The sequence below is a fragment of the Vibrio sp. SCSIO 43155 genome (assembly GCF_023716605.1).
GTDB lineage: Bacteria > Pseudomonadota > Gammaproteobacteria > Enterobacterales > Vibrionaceae > Vibrio > Vibrio harveyi.
In genome coordinates this window covers 1,564,992-1,587,390 of the sequence record NZ_CP071852.1, presented here as the reverse complement: position 1 = coordinate 1,587,390, position 22,399 = coordinate 1,564,992, and the positions used below count along the sequence as shown (strand labels likewise).

Genomic DNA, 22,399 nt, shown 5'->3' with positions numbered 1-22,399 from the left:
TCAACTTGAACATAAAGGTCGTGATTTTCGTCGAATGGACACAAAAAAGCCGCCTTTCGTGGTTACAAAAGGCGACGAGTTAAGACTAGAGTTTTAAAACTTCGCTATCTAATACATTCTCTTTTACTAATTCAGACAGAATAGCGTTTGTTTTCTCTCTAAACAGATCTCTAAGTAGCCTTACCGTTGGCGTTATAGACTGCCGGCTTGGGCAAATTAACCATAGCTCCGTCGGCGTCGGTTTATATTCACTCATGACATTCATTACCTTGCCATCCAGTAAGTCCTGCGACATGTCTAGACAAGACTTAATGGCTAATCCTTTGCCTGAAACACACCAACGTCGAACTAAGTCTCCGTCATTCGAAGCTCGGTTTCCTTTAAGTTTCACTTTGTATTCAGCACTGCCATCAGAGAACCCCCAGACATCTTGCAACGTATCGTGCAACTGATAAAGCAACCCATTGTGCTCAGCTAAATCTTGCGGATGCTTCGGTGTTCCTGCGAGATTGAGATACTCGGGTGTAGCGCACAATAATCGAGGTACGTTACAGATTTTAAAACCATACATACTGGAATCCGTGGGCGCACCATAACGCAACGCCATATCAACCGAATCACGGTAAAAATCTATGTTGCTGTCACTGATGTTGCTTCGCAATGTGACTTTTGGGTAGCTATCCATGAATTCATCCAACCATGGCGTAACCAAATTGCGCCCTAAATCAGAAGAGAGCGCAATACGCACCTCTCCATCAATGATATCGAGATCCTCACGCATGTTCTGCTTTGCATGTTCTAACATCTCTAGCGCTTTTTCACATTGAGGAAGGTAACGTTCGCCGGCGCTGGACAAACGTAAATGGCGTGTAGTACGAACGAATAGCTCCGCACCTAAAGAAGCTTCAACCCTTTTCACTGCTGCACTGGCCGTTGCTGTTCTCATATCGAGGGCTGTAGCAGCCCCAGTGATACTCCGAAACTCAGCGACTTTGAGCACGACTTGCAGATCTTCAAGCAACATATTATCTAATCCTATTTGATAATTTTCTGTTGATTATAATGCTTTAGAAAAGATAAGCATGTTTGAAAACTCACTTTTACTTAAGTCAGTTAACCTACTTGATCTACATTGCCCCTTCTGCCAAATAGAATTCTGATATACCCAAGTAACCTCGATATGCTAGGTTCAGCGAGACTGACTTGGTTTGTAGACGCGGCGGCGATTTAAAGGTTTAGTGGGTCTAAATCAAGAATCGGCAACAAAGTATACAAGCCAAGGCCCTTACTATTTGCAAAGAGTGCCCTTTGGGAGCGTGTCATTGACCCGATTGCTGCGTCAAACAACTTGGAAAGAGCTGGCTATTACACTGCGTTGTTTTCCTTACTCTCGAATCAATGACAACGCTCTGAATCCTGCATCTTGAAGTTACTTGGGTATAGTCGTTTGTTTTTAAACACAAGCAGGTGTATAAACAGCGTGTAACCTTTCTATTGGAATAACCATGAACCTCGATACCTTGTTGGCTTTCGGCGGAATTGTTTTCTTTCTAGCGATAATTCCAGGTCCCAATGCCTTGTTGATACTGTTTACTGCACTGACGCAGAGCCGCCGCTTTGCCATTGCTAACATCCTTGGTGTGGCACTTGGCTTTATGATTCATGCGTTTGTATCCGCAAAAGGGTTGAGCTTGCTGCTTTCTCAATCGGCATTGGCGTTCAACATTCTTAAATGGATGGGCGTTGCGTATTTGGTTTGGTTGGGGATCAACAACCTAAAAAGCGGTCTTAAACTGGCTGACCAGAAGTTAAAGCTCGATCGTAAAGTTGAAGAACAAACTCTTAAACAAGCCTTTGTGAAAGGATTACTCACTAACCTTCTTAACCCGAAGATCGTGCTATTTTATCTGTCGATTTTCCCACAGTTTGTACAACCAGAACATATTCTTGAGCAGAGTATGATTCTAGGAGCACTGCAAGCAGGTATTGTGGCAAGTTGGTATTTATTCGTAATTTTCTTCGCAACGAAATTGAAAGTACTGCTTACTTCTTCGAAAACCAGCAAGTGGTTGAACTACGTTAGCGGTGCATTATTTATCTCTTTCGGCGTAGGGTTAGCAAATACTCGGTTTTAGACACAACGAGTTTTTCTGAACGAACAAAAACACGCTCTTTGGCGTGTTTTTATTTTATACCGTTTTAACTTACACCTAAGCCCCTCGAAGTGCTTATTTAAAGAGCACGACTTGGTTCAACAACGTGCGTTCGGTGTCTTTTTATGTTAGCCAAATACCGCAGCCAACAATAAGATCACAACAAACAGTGCTGCTACTAAACCTAATAAATACGATAGTTTTCCGGTGCCACCTTTTGGTGCTTGATTACAACATCCCATCATTTTCTCCATCTTCTACAACTTGTTGGTCGTATCCAATCTAGACCTTCCCCCAAGGTGAGAGTCAAACATTGGCAAAAATCTGCTAAATTTCCATATTTTCGGTAATAAATAATTCGCTATAAACACATTTATTAATATGCATTTTTTAACTCAATTTTGTGTTTTTTGACCAGAGCAAACGTTTAAATTGATTACGATTAAGCCACCGAGATTTCGGTTCATTTTTGGGTAAATACATACCATTTTTGGCTATATACCCACAGATTCTTGCAGCCCTACAATACGCCGGTCTTACTTGTAGCACGCGGGTTCGCATCCAGAACTCGTGGCTCGATCATTAAAGGTATCGAATGAGCAATATCGCCAAATCCGCCGTCAAACTCAGTGTCTTTTCTGTCATCATGATTACGGTTACGTCCGTCGACAGTATAAGGAACATTCCGGGTGCCGCCTTATTTGGTAGTCACGCCATCTCTTTCTTTCTATTGGCTGGTCTTTGCTTCTTCGTTCCAACCGCATTAGTTTGTGCAGAATTGAGTACCACTTATCCGCAACAAGGCGGTGTGTATTTATGGGGTAAAGAGACGTTAGGTCCAAACTTTGGTTTTGCGACCGTGTGGTATCAGTATGCCGAGAACATTGTGTACTACCCACCGCTCATTTCATTCATCGTCGCGACTGGTGCGTATCCTTTCTTCCCTGAACTGGCACAAAACAACATCTTTATGTTGATCATGATTAACGTGATTTTCTGGGCTCTGACCTTGGTCAACATCTTTGGTTTGCGTTTGTCTTCGCTCATCACCAATGTGTTTGGCACTTTGGGGCTTATCTTCCCTATCCTACTGATCATCGGCTTGGGCGGTTACTGGGCTTATAGCAACCCTAGTGAATCGCATATCTCCCTGCGTCATGCGTCTGACTGGCTACCGGATTTCTCGCAAGATGGTATTGGTGCAGGCTTTACAGCAGTTGTGCTTTCTCTAACAGGACTTGAGATAACCACGTCTTACGCGAGTGAAGTCGACAATCCGCAAAAGACTTACCCTAAGGCGCTGATTGCTTCAACTGTGTTGATTTTAGTCTCTTTGACTGCATGTTCACTTTCCATCTCTTCCGTAGTATCCAGCGATCATTCCAGCTTGAGCGAGGGCGTAATTCTGGCATTCAAAGCGTTCTTTGATGATTTGAACATGTCATTCATGCTGCCAGTTATCGCACTTGCCATTGTGTTTGGCAGCTTAGCGAGCCTAAACAACTGGATCATTGCACCAACCAAGAGCCTACACGTCGCCGCAAAAGACCACTTCATGCCACTGACGCTATCAAAAGAAAATAAGAACCAAGCGCCGGTTCCACTTCTTTTGCTACAAGGTGCGATTGTGAGTGTGCTTTCTTTGGTGTTTATCTTGGTACCAAACGTGAACCAAGGCATGTGGCTATTGAATATTCTAATGACTCAGCTCTACATGGTGATGTACATCTGTATCTTCGTAAGCTTCTTGGTATCACGCCGTAAACATGCAGATATTGAACGTCCATTCCGCGTGCCTGGCGGCAAGTTCGGTATGATGTTAGTCGCAACACTTGGCTTGGTCAGTTGCTTAGTAACTATCTTCGTTTCATTCGATGTACCAGCAGGCATTAGTGCTCAAACTGGTGCTTACGCTTTGATTCTTGGCTTTATCGCCTTCAGCTTGCCAGCAATTGCAGCGGTGATGTACCGCAACCGTAAGCGTCGCCAACAAGGTCAATTGATTGAAGCGATGGCGAATTAATCTGATCAATGTTTCTTTAGATAGCAAAAAAGTGTTTCTTCAGATAACAAAAAGCCGCGAATCATTCGCGGCTTTTTTATTGATAAACTTTTGGATTAGTGACCGACCGTCTTAGACAGCAAGTTCACAATCATTACGCCAGTAAGAATAAAACCAATACCGACGATAGCTGCAAGATCGAGCTTTTGTCCGTATAGGAAGTAGCCAACCGCAGCAACAAGAACAATGCCTGCCCCACTCCAAATTGCGTACACAAGACCAACAGGCATACTTTTCACAGTGACAGACAATAGAAAGAAAGCGATGCCATAACCGATAATAACCACGGTACTTGGCATCAACTTGGTAAACTGTTCAGTTTTAGGAATAGAAGAAGTTGCAATCACCTCACACACGATAGCAATAGACAACGCAACCAATGGAGGCATAGAAACAAGCATTTTGAACATAAGGCAATCAACGCTCAATTAACCTGAACTCGATGACATATCGAATCTCTGAGCGGCGCATTATAATCAAAATCCGTCAGCGCGCTATAAAAAGTGATGCAACTCACATTTACGCAGGTGTAATAATCACACTCAAAAGTCAGAATCTTCCAAATTGATGACGCAACCAGGTGCATCTTTCCGTGCTGTGATCAAAGCGTCTGGGTCTGCATAAACGATATTATTCAGTCCAAGCTTTTGCATATCATCAATATGGTACATCCACGCCGCATCGTCGATATCACACCCTGCTTTGTGTAATTTCTCGCGTTTATTCATATGACCAAACATGGTGATCTTAGGGTTAACATCAACCAAGGCGAAAAACGCGTCCTCATGTTGACGCCATAAGCTGAGCGACTGTTGCCATTGCTCAAGCTCTTTCTGATCAAAGCCATCGACATCCCATTCATCTTGCATGGCACCGCCAAACCAAAGTACATCAGAGCCTTTCATCACTAAGGTGCTCGGTGCTGCGGTTAATACATAATTCGCACAGGCAGACGCACATGTACCATTGACGATCAAATGGACTTGGTTGGTATAAACCCAGCGTCCAAGTTCCATAGCAGGACGATATTCACCAGAGTCACTGTCAATCATCATGGCAACCACACCATTTGGTTGAACATTTGCTAACTCAATTGCCTCTGCTACTTTCTCTGCTGTAATCTCACCGTTAAAGTAAAGAGTTCGTCCTTCCATATAAATCTCATTAGACAAACTGCATCCCGCTAATCCCGCGAGTGTGAGTGCGCTAAGCCACCTTTGCATATCCCTCTCCATGATCTTTGTTCCAAAACTGAAAGCCAACTTCAGATTAGTATTGGACAAGATGAATATAAGCGAGAGAGAAACTGGCACATTTTTGACCAACGTCAAAATATGCACACAGACACGCATGAAAAACTAAAAATACGCTAGCTAAAAAAGGAGATTACGGACTTTTGACGGTACCTTCTAACGAACTTGAGTGAGCGTAACACTCGGAACTTTGTGCCCGCTCATCGAAATACCGCTATTAGCTCTGCTCTGAATGGTGTGGAAAGCCTGCAAGGAAATGAATTTGAAATGATCGTACTAATAACCGCCATCAACACTATCGACGACATTGGCTTCATTACCAACATTGGCTTGACCGCCACTTAAGTGATGTTGTTGAGCAAGCTCAAAGTAAATATGCATATCAATAGGTTCTGGTGTATTCAACAACATTTTACCGACTTCGCGTTGGAAGTGCCCATAATTACCGAGCTCTTGCGTTAAGCCCAACTGCTCGTAACTCGCGAGACTAGTAAACATCCCATACGCATATTGATAGCGCGTCATATCGCGATGTTTCTCATGACCTAGCTCTAATAGCGCCTTATCAACTTCATCTGGTGAGTAGCTGTTCTTATCGCCAAACTCTCTAAGTAAAACATTAGGAACTTGATGTGCGATGCTCTGAATGGTCTCTTTTCTCTTAAAAATACCGAACATGATATCCTCCGCTGACGATGATTATCCAAACTGTGTACATAAGCACGAGTTGGTGAACCCTTTCGTGTTTTTAGTATTAGGGTTCAAAAATTATACTAACTCGATCTCATAATTGCCTTCAAACTCTACGCTCTGTGTTTCACAAAAATGTATTCAGAAATCTTGCAGCAATCACAGTTGGTAGTTTGTGTTTTCTTATCGACATGACCTGACAGCACTGAGCTAAATTTCATCAGCTGTCATGGAACATAGCGTGTCTTATTATTCGCCACTAGATGTATCAAGATGAGTTATCGATTTCTTGTCATCGCTCAGATGTATACCCAAGTAATCTCTAAATGCTAGGTTCCGAGAGAATGACTTGGTTTGTAGACGCGGCGGCGATTTAAAGGTCTAGTGGGTCTAAGTCAAGAATCGGCAACGAGTCACTTGGGTTTACAACGCAAGCTTCTGCTGAGGTTGAGCCATAGCCATATGAAAAGAAATCCCGCTCAAAGTCACATTTCATGTCGACATCCGCAAGCAATTACGTTAGCTTTAGAAGTATAGACGTCTAAAAAGTTAAGCTTAGGGAGAGAAAGCCGTGCCAATTAGAATTCCAGATCAATTACCCGCTAGTGATGTATTAAGGACAGAAAACATCTTTGTGATGAGCGAGAGTCGAGCGGCGAGTCAGGAAATCCGTCCATTGCGAGTGCTTATTCTCAATTTGATGCCAAAAAAGATTGAGACCGAAACGCAGTTTCTTCGCCTACTTTCCAATAGCCCTTTGCAAGTTAATGTTGAGCTACTTCGAATCGACAATCGTCCAAGCAAGAATACACCGACTGAACACCTTGATACCTTCTACCGCCAGTTTGAGATGGTAAAAGGTAAAAACTTCGATGGTCTTATCATCACGGGAGCGCCGCTAGGCTTGGTTCAGTTCGAGGATGTCATCTATTGGGACCACTTGAAAACCATTATGGAGTGGGCAAAAGACCACGTCACTTCGACTCTTTACGTGTGTTGGGCAGCGCAAGCTGGTTTGAAGCTTCTCTACAACTTGCCAAAGAAAACACGTAAAGAAAAACTGTCCGGTGTATATCACCATAACATTCACCACCAGTACCATCCCCTTTTACGAGGCTTCGATGATACATTTTTAGCGCCGCACTCTCGCTATGCAGATTTTTCACCGGAGTTTTTAGAAGAGCACACTGATCTTGATATTCTCGCGACATCTGATGTTGCTGGCGTTTATCTGGCAACAACCAAAGACAAACGTAATGTCTTTGTGACCGGTCATCCTGAATACGATTCCCATACTCTTCATAACGAGTACATTCGCGATCTGGGTGAAGGCATGGAACCTGCAATTCCAATCAATTACTACCCAAATAATAATCCAGATAATCCGCCATGCGCGAGTTGGCGTAGTCATGGTCACTTACTATTCTCTAACTGGCTTAACTACTGCGTTTACCAACAAACGCCTTATGATCTGGACCACTTCAGTGAAGATGCATTTACAAAAGACGATTAAGTCGCTGAATTAGAATGTGAACTAAGCCGCCAACTGGCGGCTTTTTTGTATCAGTTTGCTAACCTGATCGCATAGTAATTTTTCCTCATTAGGCTTTTGCACTGTAATTCATATCATGCTCTGTGGAACAGGGACGCAGGAAAAATAAATGAAAATCGTAAAGCTTGGTGCAGCAGTTCTCGTCATACAGATGGGATTGATGGGATGTGTGACCGTAAATGAAGACGGTAAAAGCCCTGTCGTTAAAGCAGATCCTGTCGCTATGGCTGAATCACGTATCGCTTTAGGTCTAGGTTACCTTGAAAGCGGAAGTATGATTCGTGCTCACGATAACCTTCAACAAGCTTTAACCCATGCACCTAGCTATTACCGTGCACAACTCTCGATGGCGCATTATTACGAAACTGTCGGAGAAGATGTCAAAGCGGAACAAATGTACAAACGCTCATTACGCCAAAACGCGAAGAACGGAAACGTACTCAATAACTACGGCACATTCCTTTGTAAACAAGGGGAGTACAAACAAGCCGACAAAATGTTTAATCGTGCAATTGAGCAGCCTTATTACTACCTTATCCCTGCAAGTTATGAGAACGCCGGTTTTTGTGCGCTTAAGTCAGACGATGTAGAAAAGGCGAAATACTATTTCACTCGCGCAATCGATCATGACCCTCACCGTCCTAAGTCTATTCTTCAACTGGCTAAACTTGAAATCGATAGTGGCAACTACACCGATGCGCGAATTCGCTTAATGCGCTTTAACCAAATGTACGGTGTTAAAAAGCCTTCCCTTCGCCTCATGGTAGAACTCGAACGTGCAGCAGGAAACGAAGCGTTAGAAAAGAAATATCAGTACCAATTGGACAGAATGTCTTGATGGGTAGTGAACTCTATACTTCGCCCTGAGTCATTCATCCACCCACCTCTCAGAATAACGATCTCCCTTTCATTCAGCAGCTTCTGTATCACACAGAAGCTCGTTGATTTTCCAACATAAACGAGTGTGATCGTCCCCACATTGCGATGATTCCCATTTGCGGTATGCAACCAGTTATTTATACATTCAAGCCTCAGTAAAAGGAATTTATATACAAGGTCAATGTTTATATCCAAGCGACCTCAAGATCCTTGGCTCAACGCGAATGACTTATGTATACAATTAACACAGATGTAAGGGAAACCATGTTTAAGTATAAAAACACAGCAGTATTGGCAGCTCTCCCTATTTTACTGTTACAGGGTTGTGGCGGTGGTGGAGACGGCACGACAACTGCCAGCAGCGCGGCTTGGACAGCAGGCGATTTTTCTCAATCAGCAAGTAGCTATGCCAATCAATGTAATAACGTAAGGACGGGGATTGATCCATACACAGGCAAAGCGTACCCGGACCAAGCTGGCTCAAGCATGTACGAAAAAATGTTCTTACGCGCTTTCAGCCACGAGACCTATCTATGGTATGACGAAATTCCAGATAATAATCCAAGCAACTATGCGTCTGTTTCCGATTACTTTAAGTCGCTAGTAACGCCAGCAAGAACCGCAACGGGTCAAAAGAAAGACCGTTTTCACTACATTCGTTCTTATGATGCTTTCATGAAATCTCAACAATCTGGTTTAGTGTCTGGGTTTGGCTTTAATTGGAAGTTTATTCAAGGGACAGAGCCACGAGATATTCGAATTGCCTACACCGAAGACAACTCTCCTGCCGCTCTTAAAGGTGTCGAGCGCGGCGACAAACTGATTAAGATTGATCACGTCGACGTGGTTAATTCACCACTTCAAACCGACGTTGATTACATCAACAACACCCTATTCTCTCCAAATAACAATCAAGACTACACCTTTACGTTTCTTGATAAGAACGGTGCTGTGAAAGTTGTCACCATCAAAGCGCAAGATGTAGCAACGTCTCCGGTTAAAAACGTTAAAGTGTTCAACTACGGAGATAAGACGGTTGGCTATATGCAGTTCAACGCATTCGAAGCAACAGCTCAACAACCATTAATAAATGCGTTTAATCGCCTGTCTTCGTCGAATGTCGACGAAGTCGTGATGGATTTACGTTACAACGGCGGCGGTTTGATTTGGCAGTCGGCACAAGTCGGTTACATGCTATCGGGGGCAAATCAGAATCAAGTCTTTGGGCAATTGGTTTACAACGACAAAATCACAAAGTCAGGTCAAGGCGGTAAAGTTTACAATTTCGTTGATAAAGAAATTAACTGGGCGACACGCAGATTAACAAGCAAATCTTTGCCGACATTAAGCGCCAAACGTGTTTATGTCCTAACCACCGACAACACAGCGTCTTCCAGCGAGCTTCTGATCAACGCACTTCGTGGTATCGATGTCGACGTAATTCAAATCGGAACAACGACCACTGGTAAACCTTACGGGTTTTCGCCTGAAGCAAACTGTGGCAGCGTTTACTACACTATTCAGTTTAAATCGATCAACGCAAAAGGCTTTGGTGATTTTGCAGATGGCTTCATCCCTACGGCAAAAAATCTTGTATCGTCTAATATTGGTATAGATGACAAAGTGGAAGGCTGTGTTGTGGCAGATGACATGAATGCACCGTTAGGTGATATCTCTGAAGGTATGCTTTCTGCCGCTCTCAACTATATGGCGACAGGTAACTGCCCTGCTGCGCCTTCAGTGGCTCCTGCTCCTAGAGCAATGCCAATGCTAGGTGGTACTCCACTTAATCAAGGGATTGATCCACTTCGACAAGAGGCTATTCATGTCAACATTAACTAAAACAATGACCTTGCTTACCGGAGCGGGTATGAGTGTGATGCTATTGGGTTGCTCATCATCAAGTAACAACGATGATATGGTGAACGCATTGAGCATCAAGACTTCTGGTGACACAGTAACGGAGATTCAGCGCGCAATAACTACGATTCAAGGCAATCAAGTTCCACCCAAGATCGCGTCAAATACGTTTGAAACCAACTCTCATCTTTTGATCGTATCTGGACAATTAATGGATGAACAAGGTGTGTCATTGAACGGAGCTGAAACCGAGTTGCCTGATCAATATACGTTGCAACTACGAGGTGAAGATTGCGGAGTGTATTACGAGAAGAGCGATAAGTTTATTCCTCTGACCAACATACAGTGTCGACCAAATCCGATTCAGGACTAAGTAAAAAGCACGCTGTTACCTCATGTACGTACCAGCGTGCTTTTTTCGTTCTAAGCCTTCAAATACGTTGAAGCACTTCCCACTGTTTCGCTTATAAGAAATGGAAAGTCACGTTACCCGTGATACTACTTACGGTGTCACTGTCACCATTGATATCAACACCAAAAGCTTGATAGCTCGCCCCAACAGAGATGTTATCTAACAAGAAGTACTCTGCGCCGACACCATACATGTAAGACACACCATCGTCTTTATCTAGGTTGCTTAAGTTGCCATTGTATTCAACGTTAAAGGCGTTGATGCCACCTTTCGCGTAAACGTGCAGAGGACCAAAGTCGATACTTGGTTTTGCCGCTAGATAAAAGGATGAGAGATCCACATCACCACGGCTACCCGCTAAATTTAAATCTACCTTGCCATGGTTGAAGTAACCCACTTCGAGACCAATGAGCGGCAAGATGCCAGTACCCACATGTACGCCATAAGTCGTATCGTTTTCGCTGTCGATATCAGACTGACCGATTTGACCACCAGCATAAATCCAAGAGTCAGCAAACGCGGAAGATGAGCATAGCGCCAAAGCCAATAACGAGAGTTTTGTTTTCATAGTTATACCTTTCCTGTTCGATTCCAGAACGGAACATCACGTGATGCATAGTCAGGTAATTACTATATGCGAAAGATTGATGGTTTTAAGGTCAAGAAACGAATAATTTTTGTTCAATGTCTATTTGTGTGATTTACAGACAAAAAAACACCGGCATATTGCCGGTGTTTATCAAACCTTCGAAAGACTCGCCGATTATAGGAAGTGCAGTGTCGCGTTTAGAGAGAACGTACCGATGTCGTCTTTGCCCGCTGTGTAGTTCATGTAGCTTGCGCCAACAGACATAGGACCGAAAATGAAGTATTCCGCACCTACACCGTACATTAGATCTAGATCATCGTCATCTTTGCCGCCAGATACTTTCTTATCCCACTGGTGAATACCGCCTTTCGCGTAAACGTGCAGAGGACCGAAGTCGATGCTTGGTTTAAGCGCTGCATAGTATGAAGTCAGCTTAGTTTCTTGACCTGCAATCTTGAATTCACCGTGCTGAGTAATACCTGCTTCGATACCGATAATTGGCAGGATACCTGTACCTACGTGCACAGAGTAAGACGTGTCTGTTTCACCTTTGAAGTCAGACTGACCTACAGAAGCACCACCATAAATCCATGAATCTGCCATTGCTGCAGAAGAAGCACTTAGAAGTGCCACTGCCAATAGAGTTTTCTTCATCATCAACCTTTACTCTTTATTATTACCCACTTCTGCGTCACGCAGAGGTTGGTACTGCAAACATAAGGGAGGCGAACCATTGCCTCCCTTATGACTTAAAAACACTTGTGGGAAAATATTTGCAATTACTGTACCAATCGCGTCTATCACTGGACAAACAATTGATTAGTCAGTAAACCCCACAAGAAAAACTGCCGCTATTGTACTGATCGATCAGCAAGCATCAATCGCATTTTTGACTCGTTTATCAGAAACCGGATACGGCGTGCCCAATTGTTGAGCAAAGAAGCTCACTCGAAGCTCTTCGATCATCCAACGGATCTCTTTCACGTTCTCTGGAATCACCATACCTTTCGGAATTTTGTTGAGCAGCTCTTTGTAGTCACTCGTAACGGATTCCACTTTCAGCATGTGCAAACGGTCTTTGTTTGGATCGATCGGCAGCTTCTCCATACGACGCTCAATCGCACGCATGTAACGCAGAATATCTGGCAGACGTTTCCAACCACATTCTGTTGCGAAGCCTTTGAAGATCAATCCTTCGATTTGTGCTTTGATGTCCGATAATGCGAACGCCATGGTGAAATCGATCTTGCCTTTCAACTTCTTATTGATATTGAAAGCGGTCGTCAGGATGGTTTCCACTTGCTGTGCAATGTCCACCACCGTATCACCAAGCTCAGCACGAACGTGTTCTTTCAGTGCATCAAACTTCTCTGGCTCCCAAACCAAACCGCCCTGCTCTTCGATAAGCTTATCGACACCACACGCGATACAGTCATCAATCAGATCCAACACTTTACCGTAAGGGTTAAAGTACAGACCCAGCTTCGACTTATTCGGTAAGTTAGAGTGCAGGTATTTAATTGGCGACGGCACGTTCAACAAGATCAGACGACGCTGACCCGCTTGCATTGCCGTGACCTGTTCGTATTCGGTCTCGTACAGTTTGATTTCAACACTGTCTTTGGCATCCACAATCGCTGGGTACGCCTTAACGTCGTAACCACCGCGTTTTTGTTGGTATACCTTAGGTAGTTCGCCAAAGCTCCACGTATGCAGACCTTCTTGCTCGATGTCGTCATCCGCTACTTTTGAAAGGGTTTCTTGAACTTTGTCTTTCAAGCTCTCTTTCAATTCGTGAAGGTCTTTATTTTCCTTCAACTTGCGATTTCTATGGTCAACCGCGCGGAAAGTCACCTTCAAGTGCTCCGGAATTTGATCCATATTCCAATCTTCGCGCAGAACTTCTACACCCGTCATTCGACGCAGCTCTTTCTCTAATGAGTCAAGCAGCGGCGCTTCCATCGGTGTTGCACGAGCCAAGAAAGCATCGGCGTAGTTTGGCGCAGGAACAAAGTTCTTACGCACTGTCTTCGGCAACGATTTAATCAAACTCACTACAAGCTCATGGCGTAAACCTGGGATCTGCCAGTCAAAACCCGCAGGCTCGACTTGGTTCAAGATCGGCAGCGGCAAGTGTACCGTCACACCGTCACTGTCATCACCCGGCTCAAACTGGTAGCTCAGCTTAAGTTTCAGGTTGTTTTGATGCCAGAAGTTCGGGTAATCCAAATCGGTAACGTGGCTTGCATCGCCCTTGAACAGCATCTCTTTCTCGAAGTTCAGCAGTTCTTTGTTGTCTTTCGATGCTTTCTTCCACCACGTATCGAAGTGTTTGCCAGAGACCACTTCAGTGCCAACGCGTTGGTCGTAGAAATCAAACAGTTCATCGTCATCCACCAAGATGTCACGGCGACGAGATTTGTGTTCAAGCTCTTCCACTTCTTGAAGAAGCTTACGGTTTTGCTTGAAGAACGCGTGCTTGGTTTCCCACTCACCTTCCACCAGCGCACTACGAATGAACAGCTCACGACTGACGGTTGGATCGATACTGCCGTAGTTCACCAAACGCTTCGGTACAATTGGCACGCCGTAAAGCATCACTTTCTCGTGTGCCATGACTGCTGCACGTTTCTTCGACCAATGCGGCTCGCTGTAGCTGCGCTTAATCAAGTGCTTCGCTAATGGTTCAATCCACTCAGGCTGAATCTTAGCAATGATGCGACCCCAAAGTTTTGAGGTTTCCACCAACTCAGCAGACATGATCCACTTAGGCTGTTTCTTGAATAGACCTGATGCAGGGAAGATATGGAACCGAGCGTTACGCGCGCCTTGGTATTCATTCTTCTCTTGATCTTTCATACCGATGTGTGACAACAAACCGACCAAGATTGAGCTGTGTACGCCATGGTAAGACGCAGGCTCATCGTTCAGTTTGAATTCCATTTCACGCATCGACTGGTGAATTTGGAAGTACACATCTTGCCACTCACGCACGCGCAAGTAGTTCAAGTAATCTTGTTTACATTGCTTGCGGAACTGGTTGCCCGTCAGCGCTTTCTGCTGCTTCTGGATGTAATTCCACAGGTTCACGAACGTCAGAAAATCTGAGTCTTCATGGAAGAAACGTTTGTGTTTGTCATCTGATGATTGCTGCTTGTCACTTGGACGCTCGCGCGGGTCTTGAATCGACAATGCAGCCGCGATGATCATCACTTCTTTCAATGCGCCTTGCTTTGGTGATTCCAATACCATACGCGCTAAACGTGGGTCGATTGGAAGACGTGCAAGTTGACGACCAATGCTGGTTAGGCGTTTTTTCGGGTCCTTCGCTTCTGCGTTAATTGCACCCAGCTCTTCCAACAAGCGAACACCGTCTTGAATGTTACGTTTGTCAGGTGCTTCCACAAACGGGAAGGCTTGAATATCGCCCAAACCAAGTGCCGTCATCTGCAAGATAACCGACGCTAGGTTGGTACGCAGGATCTCAGGATCGGTAAACTCCGGACGTGACTCAAAATCTTCCTCTGAGTACAGACGGATACAGATACCCTCTTCCACACGACCACAACGACCTTTTCGCTGGTTCGCACTCGCCTGAGAAACTGGCTCGATTGGAAGACGCTGAACCTTAGTACGGTAGCTGTATCGACTGATACGCGCCGTACCCGGGTCGATAACGTACTTGATGCCAGGAACCGTCAACGAGGTTTCTGCTACGTTGGTTGCCAGTACAATTCGGCGACCAGCATGAGGTTGGAAAATCTTGTTCTGTTCACCCGCCGACAAACGCGCGTAAAGTGGCACAATTTCCGTGCTCTTCAGATTACGTTTAGACAGTGCATCAGCGGTATCACGGATTTCACGCTCACCGTTCATGAAGATCAGAATGTCACCTAAACCTTCATCGCACAGTTCGTCTACCGCTTCGAAGATACCTTCAAGTTGGTCACGATCATTATCGTCATCACCACTTAGTGGGCGGTAACGCGTTTCTACTGGGTAAGTACGACCTGACACTTCAATGATTGGTGCGTTGTTGAAGTGTTTTGAAAAACGCTCAGGGTCGATGGTTGCCGACGTGATGATCACTTTCAGATCAGGACGACGTGGCAACAGTTCTTTCAAGTAACCCAAGATGAAATCGATGTTCAGGCTGCGCTCGTGCGCTTCATCGATAATGATGGTGTCGTATTGATTCAAGAAACGGTCATGCTGAATTTCAGCCAGCAAGATACCGTCCGTCATCAATTTGATTTGGGTATTTTCAGAGATCTGATCGTTGAATCGAACCTTGTAACCAACAAACTCACCAAGCTTGGTTTCCATCTCTTCAGCAATACGGTTTGCAACCGAACGCGCCGCAAGACGACGAGGCTGAGTATGACCAATCAGACCGAATTTACCGCGACCAAGCTCAGCACAGATTTTTGGTAGCTGAGTGGTTTTACCTGAACCGGTTTCACCCGCAACGATAACCACTTGGTTCTCTTCGATCGCTTTCGCAATGTCGTCGCGTTTTTGGCTAACTGGCAGGATTTCAGGGTATTCAATCGTTGGTTTGTAGCTACTACGTTGCTCCACAACCATCATGGATTTGGCGATGTCTAATGCGATTTCATCAAACACAGCATTACGTGCTGCGTCTTTTTTGATTTTGCTTGCACCAGAGATTCGTTTACTCAAGCGGAAGCGGTCACGCATCATGCACTGGTTAAGTGCCTTGCGTAGTGACGCCGCGTTATTTACTTGAGCCTGAGGCGCAGCATTCTGAGAAGCTTGTGCTTGAGATGCATTAGCCTGCTTCGCTTTGGCATTTTGCGCACCATTTGACGGTGCCGCTTGCTCTTCAGCGGGATTTTTTTTTGGGGGCTGTGACGAAGTCAAAGCGTTTCCTATTCTTTTCATTACATAAAACTGCGCGGATTGTAGCACATAAGGGCTAGAACAAGATAACGGAAACCAGCATCCGGCAATCATTCAATTTTTTCGAACAACTTAAGCGAATCCATCAGGTTTTGAGTCGCTGAGCATTGCCTATAATGCATCACATAGCCGAAAGCACTTATTAAAGGAAATCCATATGTCTCGTGTACTAGCTCTTAAATCAAGCATCCTTGGCGATTACTCTCAATCAAACAAACTGGTTGAAGACTTCATCAAAAATGTAGACCAAGATAAGCTAACTGTTCGTGACTTAGCTGCAAATCCACTGCCAGTTTTAGACTTTTCCGTTGCGACAGCACTTCGCGCAACAGAAGATCTTTCACAAGAGCAACAAGCGGTGGTTGACCTATCTGATACCTTAATTGAAGAAATCAAAGCAGCAGATACTTTGGTTATCGCAGCACCAATGTACAACTTTACGATTCCAACTCAGCTGAAAAACTGGATTGATTTGATTGCTCGTGCTGGCGTGACATTCAAATACACAGAAAACGGCGTTCAAGGTCTGATTGAAGGTAAGAAGGCAATCGTAGTCACCACTCGTGGTGGTCTTCATAAAGACTCCCCAACCGACAGCATGACTCCATACTTACGCACAGTATTGGGCTTTGTTGGTATCACGGATGTGGAGTTTGTTTACGCAGAAGCGCTAAACATGGGTGATGACGCAGCAGCGAAAGGCATTTCAGACGCGCAAAGCCAATTGGCAACCTTGGCGTAAGATTGAATAGCATTGAATACAAACAAAAAGGGATTGGTTCGCGCCAATCCCTTTTTTATCGTTTTAAGTCAAAGCTGATCATGCTGTTGTAGCAGCTTTGCGCGCATTGTCCGCAACCTTTGCACTTGGCGGCGTCAATTTTAGGTTTGACATCATCTTGCCATTGCAAAGCATCATAAGGGCAACTGTCCTCGCAACTGCCGCAATAACCGTATAAGTTTTCGCAGCTGTTCGAGATAGTTGCTATCAAGCCTGTAGACTCTGTTTGGTTTGAAAGCGCTAATGTAGGGCACGCCGACTTACACGCGCCGCATAAATCACATGCCGAGTAACTGATGTCTAACGCGGCAACGCCATCAACCATTTCTATGATTTGGCTTGGACATGCAGAAGCGCACTTTCCGCATCCATCACATAGCCGAGTGAACATCGACTCTTCCACCGCATAAGGCGGTCTCGCTTTAACACGAGGCTCTTGAGCTTGCTCTACTGGCGCGCGACGAAATGAAAACAGACGTCGCTTGCTTAGATCAACCGATTCAGACTGGCGCATCCGAGTAATCTCTTTTTGCTGGTACAACGACTTGGTATTGCTCACTCAAGGATTGAAGCAATTCTTCAGTAAGGCTCGACAATTTTGAGTAAGGCGCAAGAGTCACTGCTTTTTTGAAGCGCTTGTTGAAAAAACCAAACCACGTCATCAAGTGCTCGCGCAGCATTTCAGCCGCCAGTTTTTGTTGATCAGTTTCAATTAACATGCCTAACACCATCAGCATCAAGCCGATCTGGTCTTCTGGCTCACGTTGGTCAGACTCCAAAGCAAAACCACAACGCTGCAAGAAGTAACGATATTCAATGGTTGATTCACCAAACAACACCGCTTCTTTATCCAGATAAGCCGAGCCCCAAGGTGGCGCTGGCATCTCACCAATACCCGCAAACATGCGATCGTGCTCCATTTGCAGTGCCTCTTCGCTCTCGTTTTGAAAGCTGCGCAGCATGTCATTGAGCGCTTCGATTGGCGTATCAGTATTGCTCAGCAACGTATCGAGATTTGCCGCCGGGTAATCTTTTGGCTGGTAGTAAAACAGTGCACCAAACAGCTTAAGAACGATGCTGGTATCTTGTGGTTCAAGTTGAGAAATTTGCATGAAGTACCTTTGATGACTGGTGTTTTTGTTCTTCGATAAAGTAAAACGGAAAAGAGGTGGGACGAACACTCGCCCCACTCTGCTAATTGTTATCAGTACAAATAATGGTTATCAGCACAAATAACGGTTATTAGTACAAACCAGATGTAAAGTGCATGCCGTAGAACACGTTGCGACCCAGAATCTCTGCGACGAACAAGGCAACGAATGCCACGATAACCAGCAAGTTCTTCTGACGACCTTCTGCGGTAAACAACTCAGCGAATACCCAAAGAGCAGCAGCAACCACAAGCAACAGCACGTGACCGGCAACATAGCCAGATAGCATTGTGATTTGATCCAAGCCACTGTGAATCGCCGTTGAGATACCTGCGAAGTAAATCGTCTGCATCACTGAGAACGCTAGGTTCAGCGCTATCAAGCTCACACCAGCCCACATTAGGCGACGATTGGTTTTCTCAGCCGTCACGTCCAACACATTGATCAGCGTGTAACCAAACATCAGACCCGAAGTCACGACCGTGAACCAAAACGCAACCGTTGTCATTGGTGAGTACCATGCTGGTACCGTTTCGATTTGGTAAACATTCGCCATCGCGAACATGAAAATCACGCCAACTGCGATAGACAACCAGTTCACAATTTTGCGAACGCCTTCGCTGCCGATTTTTAGAATCGTCAGCAACCAGTACAAACCCGCTAGAGACAGAAAGCTTGCACCCGTTAAGATCTCGTTAGACAGCGCCGCACTACCAATACGGTTTAATGCGTTAAAGGCACGAAGTGGACTACCTAAGTGAGTGGTTGAGAACAAGAAACCCAATCCCATTACAACCAAGATAGCGAAACGTGCGATGTTCATACGAGGTTCTGTCACGCGTGGTGGCTTGCCGAATTTCTCGAACGCATTAACCGTTAGGTGCGCGCCAACCGCTGTTTGAGCAAGAACCGTAAAGGCAACTAATGGTGCTTCGTATAACATTATTTCACCTCTCTTGGATTCTGTAGGAAACCAGTGCGGTCATTGGTTGGACGACCATTTGGATTTAGCTTCACGATCAAGTTCGGGCTCGTAATGCGAGAATCTGGCAGTGGTGCCACATCCGCGTTTGAACCGTATTTCGCGCGTAGCTCATCAATTGGACCAAACTCAATCGCACGCAATGGACAGCTATCAACACACACTGGCATTAAGCCTTCAGCGACACGTTCGTAACAGCCATCACACTTAGTCATGTGACCTTTTTCTTCGCTGTATTGAGGCGCGCCGTAAGGACATGCCATATGACAAGATTTACAGCCAATACACACGCTTTCATCGACAACGACAAAGCCGTCTTCTTCACGCTTGTGCATTGCACCTGATGGACAAACCTTGGTACACGCTGGGTTAGTACAATGGTTACAAGAGATCGATAGGTAGTACGCGAACACGTTTTGACGGAACGCGCCGTTTTCTTCCGTCCAGTTGCCGCCTACGTATTCGTAAACACGACGGAAATTGCGGTCGATACCCAGATCTTTGTTGTCTTTACAAGAGAGCTGACATGTTTTGCAGCCAGTACATTTGCTTGAATCAATGTAAAAGCCATACTGCTTCGCTGTGCTCATTATTTAGCCCCCATTTTCTTAATTAGCGTCACTTCAACGAGGTTGGTATGGCTCGGGTTCGATTTTGCCAACGGGCTTGGACGTTGTGTTGTCAGCACGTTGATTGAACCCGCTTGGTCAACACCTTTTGCGTTTGGTGCGTACCATGCGCCCTCACCTAAGCCAACCACATGCGGCATGATGCGTGGGGTTACTTTTACACGAACGTTCATTTCACCGAACTTGCTGCGCACGCTAACCAAGTCACCGTTATCGATGTTGCGTGACGCTGCATCAATCGGGTTAATCCAAAGTTCCTGTGGTGCCGCTGCTTTTAGGATGTCCACGTTACCGTACGTAGAGTGCGCACGAGCTTTGTAGTGGAAACCCGTTAACTGAAGTGGGTACTCTTTACGATCTGGTGAATCCCAGCCGTTGAACGTCGATACGTATTCAGGCAATGGCTTGATGGACTCATCTTCATCCAACTCCCATTCTTCGTTGATCTTCGCTAACGTCTCTGAGTAGATTTCAATCTTGCCCGATGGCGATGGTAGTGGGTTCGCTTCTGGGTCACGACGGAAGTCTTCAAACGCCACATATGGGCGGTCGAATTGCTTCTTGTAGATGCCCTGCTTTCTCATCTCATCGTAAGACGGCAGGTTTGGATCGTTGTTCTGTTTAACGGTCTGAGCGTACATCCACTGTAGCCACTCTTCTTGAGTGCGACCTTCAGTAAACTCATCAAACACGCCCATGCGCTTCGCCACACCAGACATGATGTCGTAGATAGGCTTGCATTCGAAACGAGGTTTAATCGCTTGGCTTGCAAAGATGAAGTAAGGCATTGATGCCGCCGCACCATCCATACAGAAATCCGATTGTTCTGACGTTGTACAGTCTGGCAGTACGATATCGGCATACTTCGCAGAAGACGTCATGTGGTTGTCGATCACCACAATCATTTCACACGCTTTTTCATCTTGAAGAATGTCGTGTGTGCGGTTGATGTCTGAGTGTTGGTTAATCAGACAGTTACCTGCGTAGTTCCAGATGAACTTGATGTTGTTTTGTAGCTTCTGAACGCCTTTGATGCCGTCGGTCAGATCTGTCATTTCTGTACCGCGGTAAATCGCGTCTGTCCAAAGGAACATTGGGATGGAAGCGCTGATCGGGTTTGGTACTTTAGGGAAGCGTTGGAATGGGTAAGAATGGTTACCCTCACGAGCACCAGTACCACCACCTTGTAGACCAACCTGACCACGAAGCAGAGACAGCATCATGATCGCTTTACACGCTTGCTCACCGTTTGCTGAGCGTTGTAGACCCCAACCTTGGGTGATGTAAATGCGTTTTGCATCACCGATTTCACGCGCAAGTTTCAAAATCACATCAGCAGGAATACCGGTGATTGGCTGTGCCCACTCTGGCGTTTTCTCGATACCATCCGGACCTGTGCCCATGATGTAATCTTTGTAGCTGCCGTTTTCTGGCGCTGACGCTGGCAGAGTTTTGCGGTCGTAACCCACACAGTAACGGTCAAGGAAGTCTTGGTCGACTTTATCTTCGCTAATCAATACATGTGCGATAGCAGCGATCAGTGCAGCGTCAGTACCATGCTTGATTGGTACCCATTGGTCTTCACGACCCGCGGCAGTATCGGTGTAACGAGGGTCGATACAGATCGTACGTGTGTGACTGATATTTTTTGCGTCCACGTAGTTATGAACCTGACCACCGCCCGACATACGAGTTTCTGCAGGGTTGTTACCAAACATCAGACAAAGATCTGCGTTCTGTACGTCGTCAATCGAGTTGTTGTCTACCCAAGTGCCGTAGAAGTACTCAGACATACATTCAATGTTCGCTGCTGAGTAGTCACCATAGTGGTTCAGGTAGCCACCACACAGGTTCATCATACGTGCAACCAACGTCGCGCTTGGATCCCAACTCTTAGTTACTGTACCACCCAAGGTACCCGTACCGTAGTTTAGGTAAACCGCGTCATTGCCGTAGTCTTTAATGATGCGTTTCAGGTTGTCACCAATGAGGTCAAAGGCTTCGTCCCAAGTGATGCGTTTAAACTTACCTTCACCACGTTTACCAACGCGAAGAAGTGGGTATTTCAAACGGTCTGGCGAGTAAACACGGCGACGCATAGAGCGACCACGCAAACAAGCACGAACTTGATGGTTGTGGTTATACACATCATCGCCCGTGTTATCGGTTTCTACCCATTTGATTTCACCGTCGACCACGTGCATACGAAGCGGACAACGCGAACCGCAGTTAACGGTACATGCCGACCAGACAATTTTTTCATTTGGTTTCGCTGGCGTTTCTTTGGCAACTGCTTTAGTTGCAAACGGGAGAGAAAGTGCGTTTCCTGCTAACGCTAAAGCGCCAAGTGCAGAACCACCCTTTAAAGCATCACGCCGAGTAATATTAAACTTACCATTTTGACTCATGGTTTTTTCCTAAATTACGTTTTTGAATTTGGTAGTGGCGCTTAATTAATGGCTATAAGTGGGGAAAGAACACTC

19 protein-coding genes are annotated in these 22,399 nt (G+C 45.3%); 7 read left to right on the top strand and 12 right to left on the bottom strand.

All coding sequences use genetic code 11. The features are described 5' to 3' along the window. Positions 1-85: 85 nt before the first annotated feature. A complete protein-coding gene (locus tag J4N44_RS07200; protein ID WP_009696983.1) occupies positions 86-1,024 on the bottom strand; it encodes a LysR family transcriptional regulator in 939 nt (312 codons plus the stop codon). Between the two features lie 481 nt (positions 1,025-1,505). Here J4N44_RS07200 and J4N44_RS07195 point away from each other — a divergent pair, with 481 nt between their 5' ends. Both J4N44_RS07195 and J4N44_RS07190 read left to right on the top strand, forming a co-directional pair. Next, positions 1,506-2,135 carry a LysE family translocator gene (locus J4N44_RS07195; RefSeq protein WP_009698046.1) on the top strand — a complete coding sequence of 210 codons (630 nt, stop codon included), beginning with the start codon at positions 1,506-1,508 and terminating at the stop codon, positions 2,133-2,135. A gap of 613 nt (positions 2,136-2,748) precedes the next feature. Continuing rightward, positions 2,749-4,176, top strand: coding sequence for an APC family permease (locus J4N44_RS07190; RefSeq protein ID WP_252045014.1), 1,428 nt, complete (start codon positions 2,749-2,751; stop codon positions 4,174-4,176). A 95-nt stretch (positions 4,177-4,271) separates the two neighbouring features. On the opposite strand, the gene J4N44_RS07185 is transcribed toward J4N44_RS07190, so the two are convergent. From J4N44_RS07185 to J4N44_RS07175, 3 genes are all read right to left on the bottom strand, one after another. Further along, positions 4,272-4,604: a DMT family transporter gene (locus J4N44_RS07185; protein ID WP_005451868.1), complete on the bottom strand. Its 333-nt coding sequence runs from the start codon at positions 4,602-4,604 to the stop codon at positions 4,272-4,274. 153 nt (positions 4,605-4,757) lie between these two features. After that, on the bottom strand, positions 4,758-5,438 hold the full coding sequence (locus J4N44_RS07180; RefSeq protein ID WP_230850146.1) for a hypothetical protein: 681 nt from the start codon (positions 5,436-5,438) through the stop codon (positions 4,758-4,760). 306 nt (positions 5,439-5,744) lie between these two features. After that, positions 5,745-6,146 carry a DUF6559 family protein gene (locus J4N44_RS07175; protein WP_009698050.1) on the bottom strand — a complete coding sequence of 134 codons (402 nt, stop codon included), beginning with the start codon at positions 6,144-6,146 and terminating at the stop codon, positions 5,745-5,747. A 583-nt stretch (positions 6,147-6,729) separates the two neighbouring features. On the opposite strand from J4N44_RS07175, the gene metA reads away from it, so the two are divergent. The 4 genes from metA to J4N44_RS07155 all read left to right on the top strand — a co-directional run bounded on the left by metA (position 6,730) and on the right by J4N44_RS07155 (position 10,822). Then, on the top strand, positions 6,730-7,671 hold the full coding sequence (gene metA / locus J4N44_RS07170) for a homoserine O-acetyltransferase MetA (protein WP_005451864.1): 942 nt from the start codon (positions 6,730-6,732) through the stop codon (positions 7,669-7,671). 148 nt (positions 7,672-7,819) lie between these two features. Beyond that, positions 7,820-8,548 (top strand): type IV pilus biogenesis/stability protein PilW, encoded by a 729-nt coding sequence (pilW, locus tag J4N44_RS07165; protein ID WP_009698053.1) that lies wholly within the window; start codon positions 7,820-7,822, stop codon positions 8,546-8,548. A gap of 305 nt (positions 8,549-8,853) precedes the next feature. Next, positions 8,854-10,431: a S41 family peptidase gene (locus tag J4N44_RS07160; RefSeq protein WP_252045013.1), complete on the top strand. Its 1,578-nt coding sequence runs from the start codon at positions 8,854-8,856 to the stop codon at positions 10,429-10,431. After that, positions 10,415-10,822, top strand: coding sequence for a hypothetical protein (locus tag J4N44_RS07155; protein WP_005451861.1), 408 nt, complete (start codon positions 10,415-10,417; stop codon positions 10,820-10,822). Before J4N44_RS07160 ends, J4N44_RS07155 begins: the two co-directional genes overlap by 17 nt. 91 nt (positions 10,823-10,913) lie before the next feature. Here J4N44_RS07155 and J4N44_RS07150 read toward each other — a convergent pair whose 3' ends face one another. The 3 genes from J4N44_RS07150 to hrpA all read right to left on the bottom strand — a co-directional run bounded on the left by J4N44_RS07150 (position 10,914) and on the right by hrpA (position 16,334). Continuing rightward, positions 10,914-11,429 carry an outer membrane beta-barrel protein gene (locus tag J4N44_RS07150; protein ID WP_009698056.1) on the bottom strand — a complete coding sequence of 172 codons (516 nt, stop codon included), beginning with the start codon at positions 11,427-11,429 and terminating at the stop codon, positions 10,914-10,916. Between the two features lie 195 nt (positions 11,430-11,624). Next, positions 11,625-12,104: an outer membrane beta-barrel protein gene (locus tag J4N44_RS07145; protein WP_005451857.1), complete on the bottom strand. Its 480-nt coding sequence runs from the start codon at positions 12,102-12,104 to the stop codon at positions 11,625-11,627. A 213-nt stretch (positions 12,105-12,317) separates the two neighbouring features. Continuing rightward, a complete protein-coding gene (hrpA, locus tag J4N44_RS07140) occupies positions 12,318-16,334 on the bottom strand; it encodes an ATP-dependent RNA helicase HrpA (protein ID WP_026000101.1) in 4,017 nt (1,338 codons plus the stop codon). Between the two features lie 196 nt (positions 16,335-16,530). On the opposite strand from hrpA, the gene J4N44_RS07135 reads away from it, so the two are divergent. Beyond that, positions 16,531-17,115, top strand: a complete 585-nt coding sequence (locus tag J4N44_RS07135; RefSeq protein WP_005451854.1) for an FMN-dependent NADH-azoreductase — start codon at positions 16,531-16,533, stop codon at positions 17,113-17,115. Positions 17,116-17,170: 55 nt separating this feature from the next. Here J4N44_RS07135 and J4N44_RS07130 read toward each other — a convergent pair whose 3' ends face one another. The 5 genes from J4N44_RS07130 to J4N44_RS07110 all read right to left on the bottom strand — a co-directional run bounded on the left by J4N44_RS07130 (position 17,171) and on the right by J4N44_RS07110 (position 22,324). Next, complete coding sequence (locus J4N44_RS07130) at positions 17,171-17,668, bottom strand: 4Fe-4S binding protein (RefSeq protein WP_069687060.1); 498 nt, start codon at positions 17,666-17,668, stop codon at positions 17,171-17,173. Next, on the bottom strand, positions 17,655-18,266 hold the full coding sequence (locus tag J4N44_RS07125; RefSeq protein WP_252045012.1) for a TorD/DmsD family molecular chaperone: 612 nt from the start codon (positions 18,264-18,266) through the stop codon (positions 17,655-17,657). Before J4N44_RS07125 ends, J4N44_RS07130 begins: the two co-directional genes overlap by 14 nt. Positions 18,267-18,396: 130 nt before the next feature. Further along, a complete protein-coding gene (locus J4N44_RS07120; RefSeq protein WP_005451844.1) occupies positions 18,397-19,248 on the bottom strand; it encodes a dimethyl sulfoxide reductase anchor subunit family protein in 852 nt (283 codons plus the stop codon). Continuing rightward, complete coding sequence (locus J4N44_RS07115) at positions 19,248-19,877, bottom strand: DMSO/selenate family reductase complex B subunit (protein ID WP_005433785.1); 630 nt, start codon at positions 19,875-19,877, stop codon at positions 19,248-19,250. The genes J4N44_RS07120 and J4N44_RS07115 overlap by 1 nt, the downstream gene beginning before the upstream one ends. Next, positions 19,877-22,324: a DmsA/YnfE/YnfF family dimethyl sulfoxide reductase gene (locus J4N44_RS07110; protein ID WP_199450091.1), complete on the bottom strand. Its 2,448-nt coding sequence runs from the start codon at positions 22,322-22,324 to the stop codon at positions 19,877-19,879. The genes J4N44_RS07115 and J4N44_RS07110 overlap by 1 nt, the downstream gene beginning before the upstream one ends. Between the last annotated feature and the right edge of the window lie 75 nt (positions 22,325-22,399).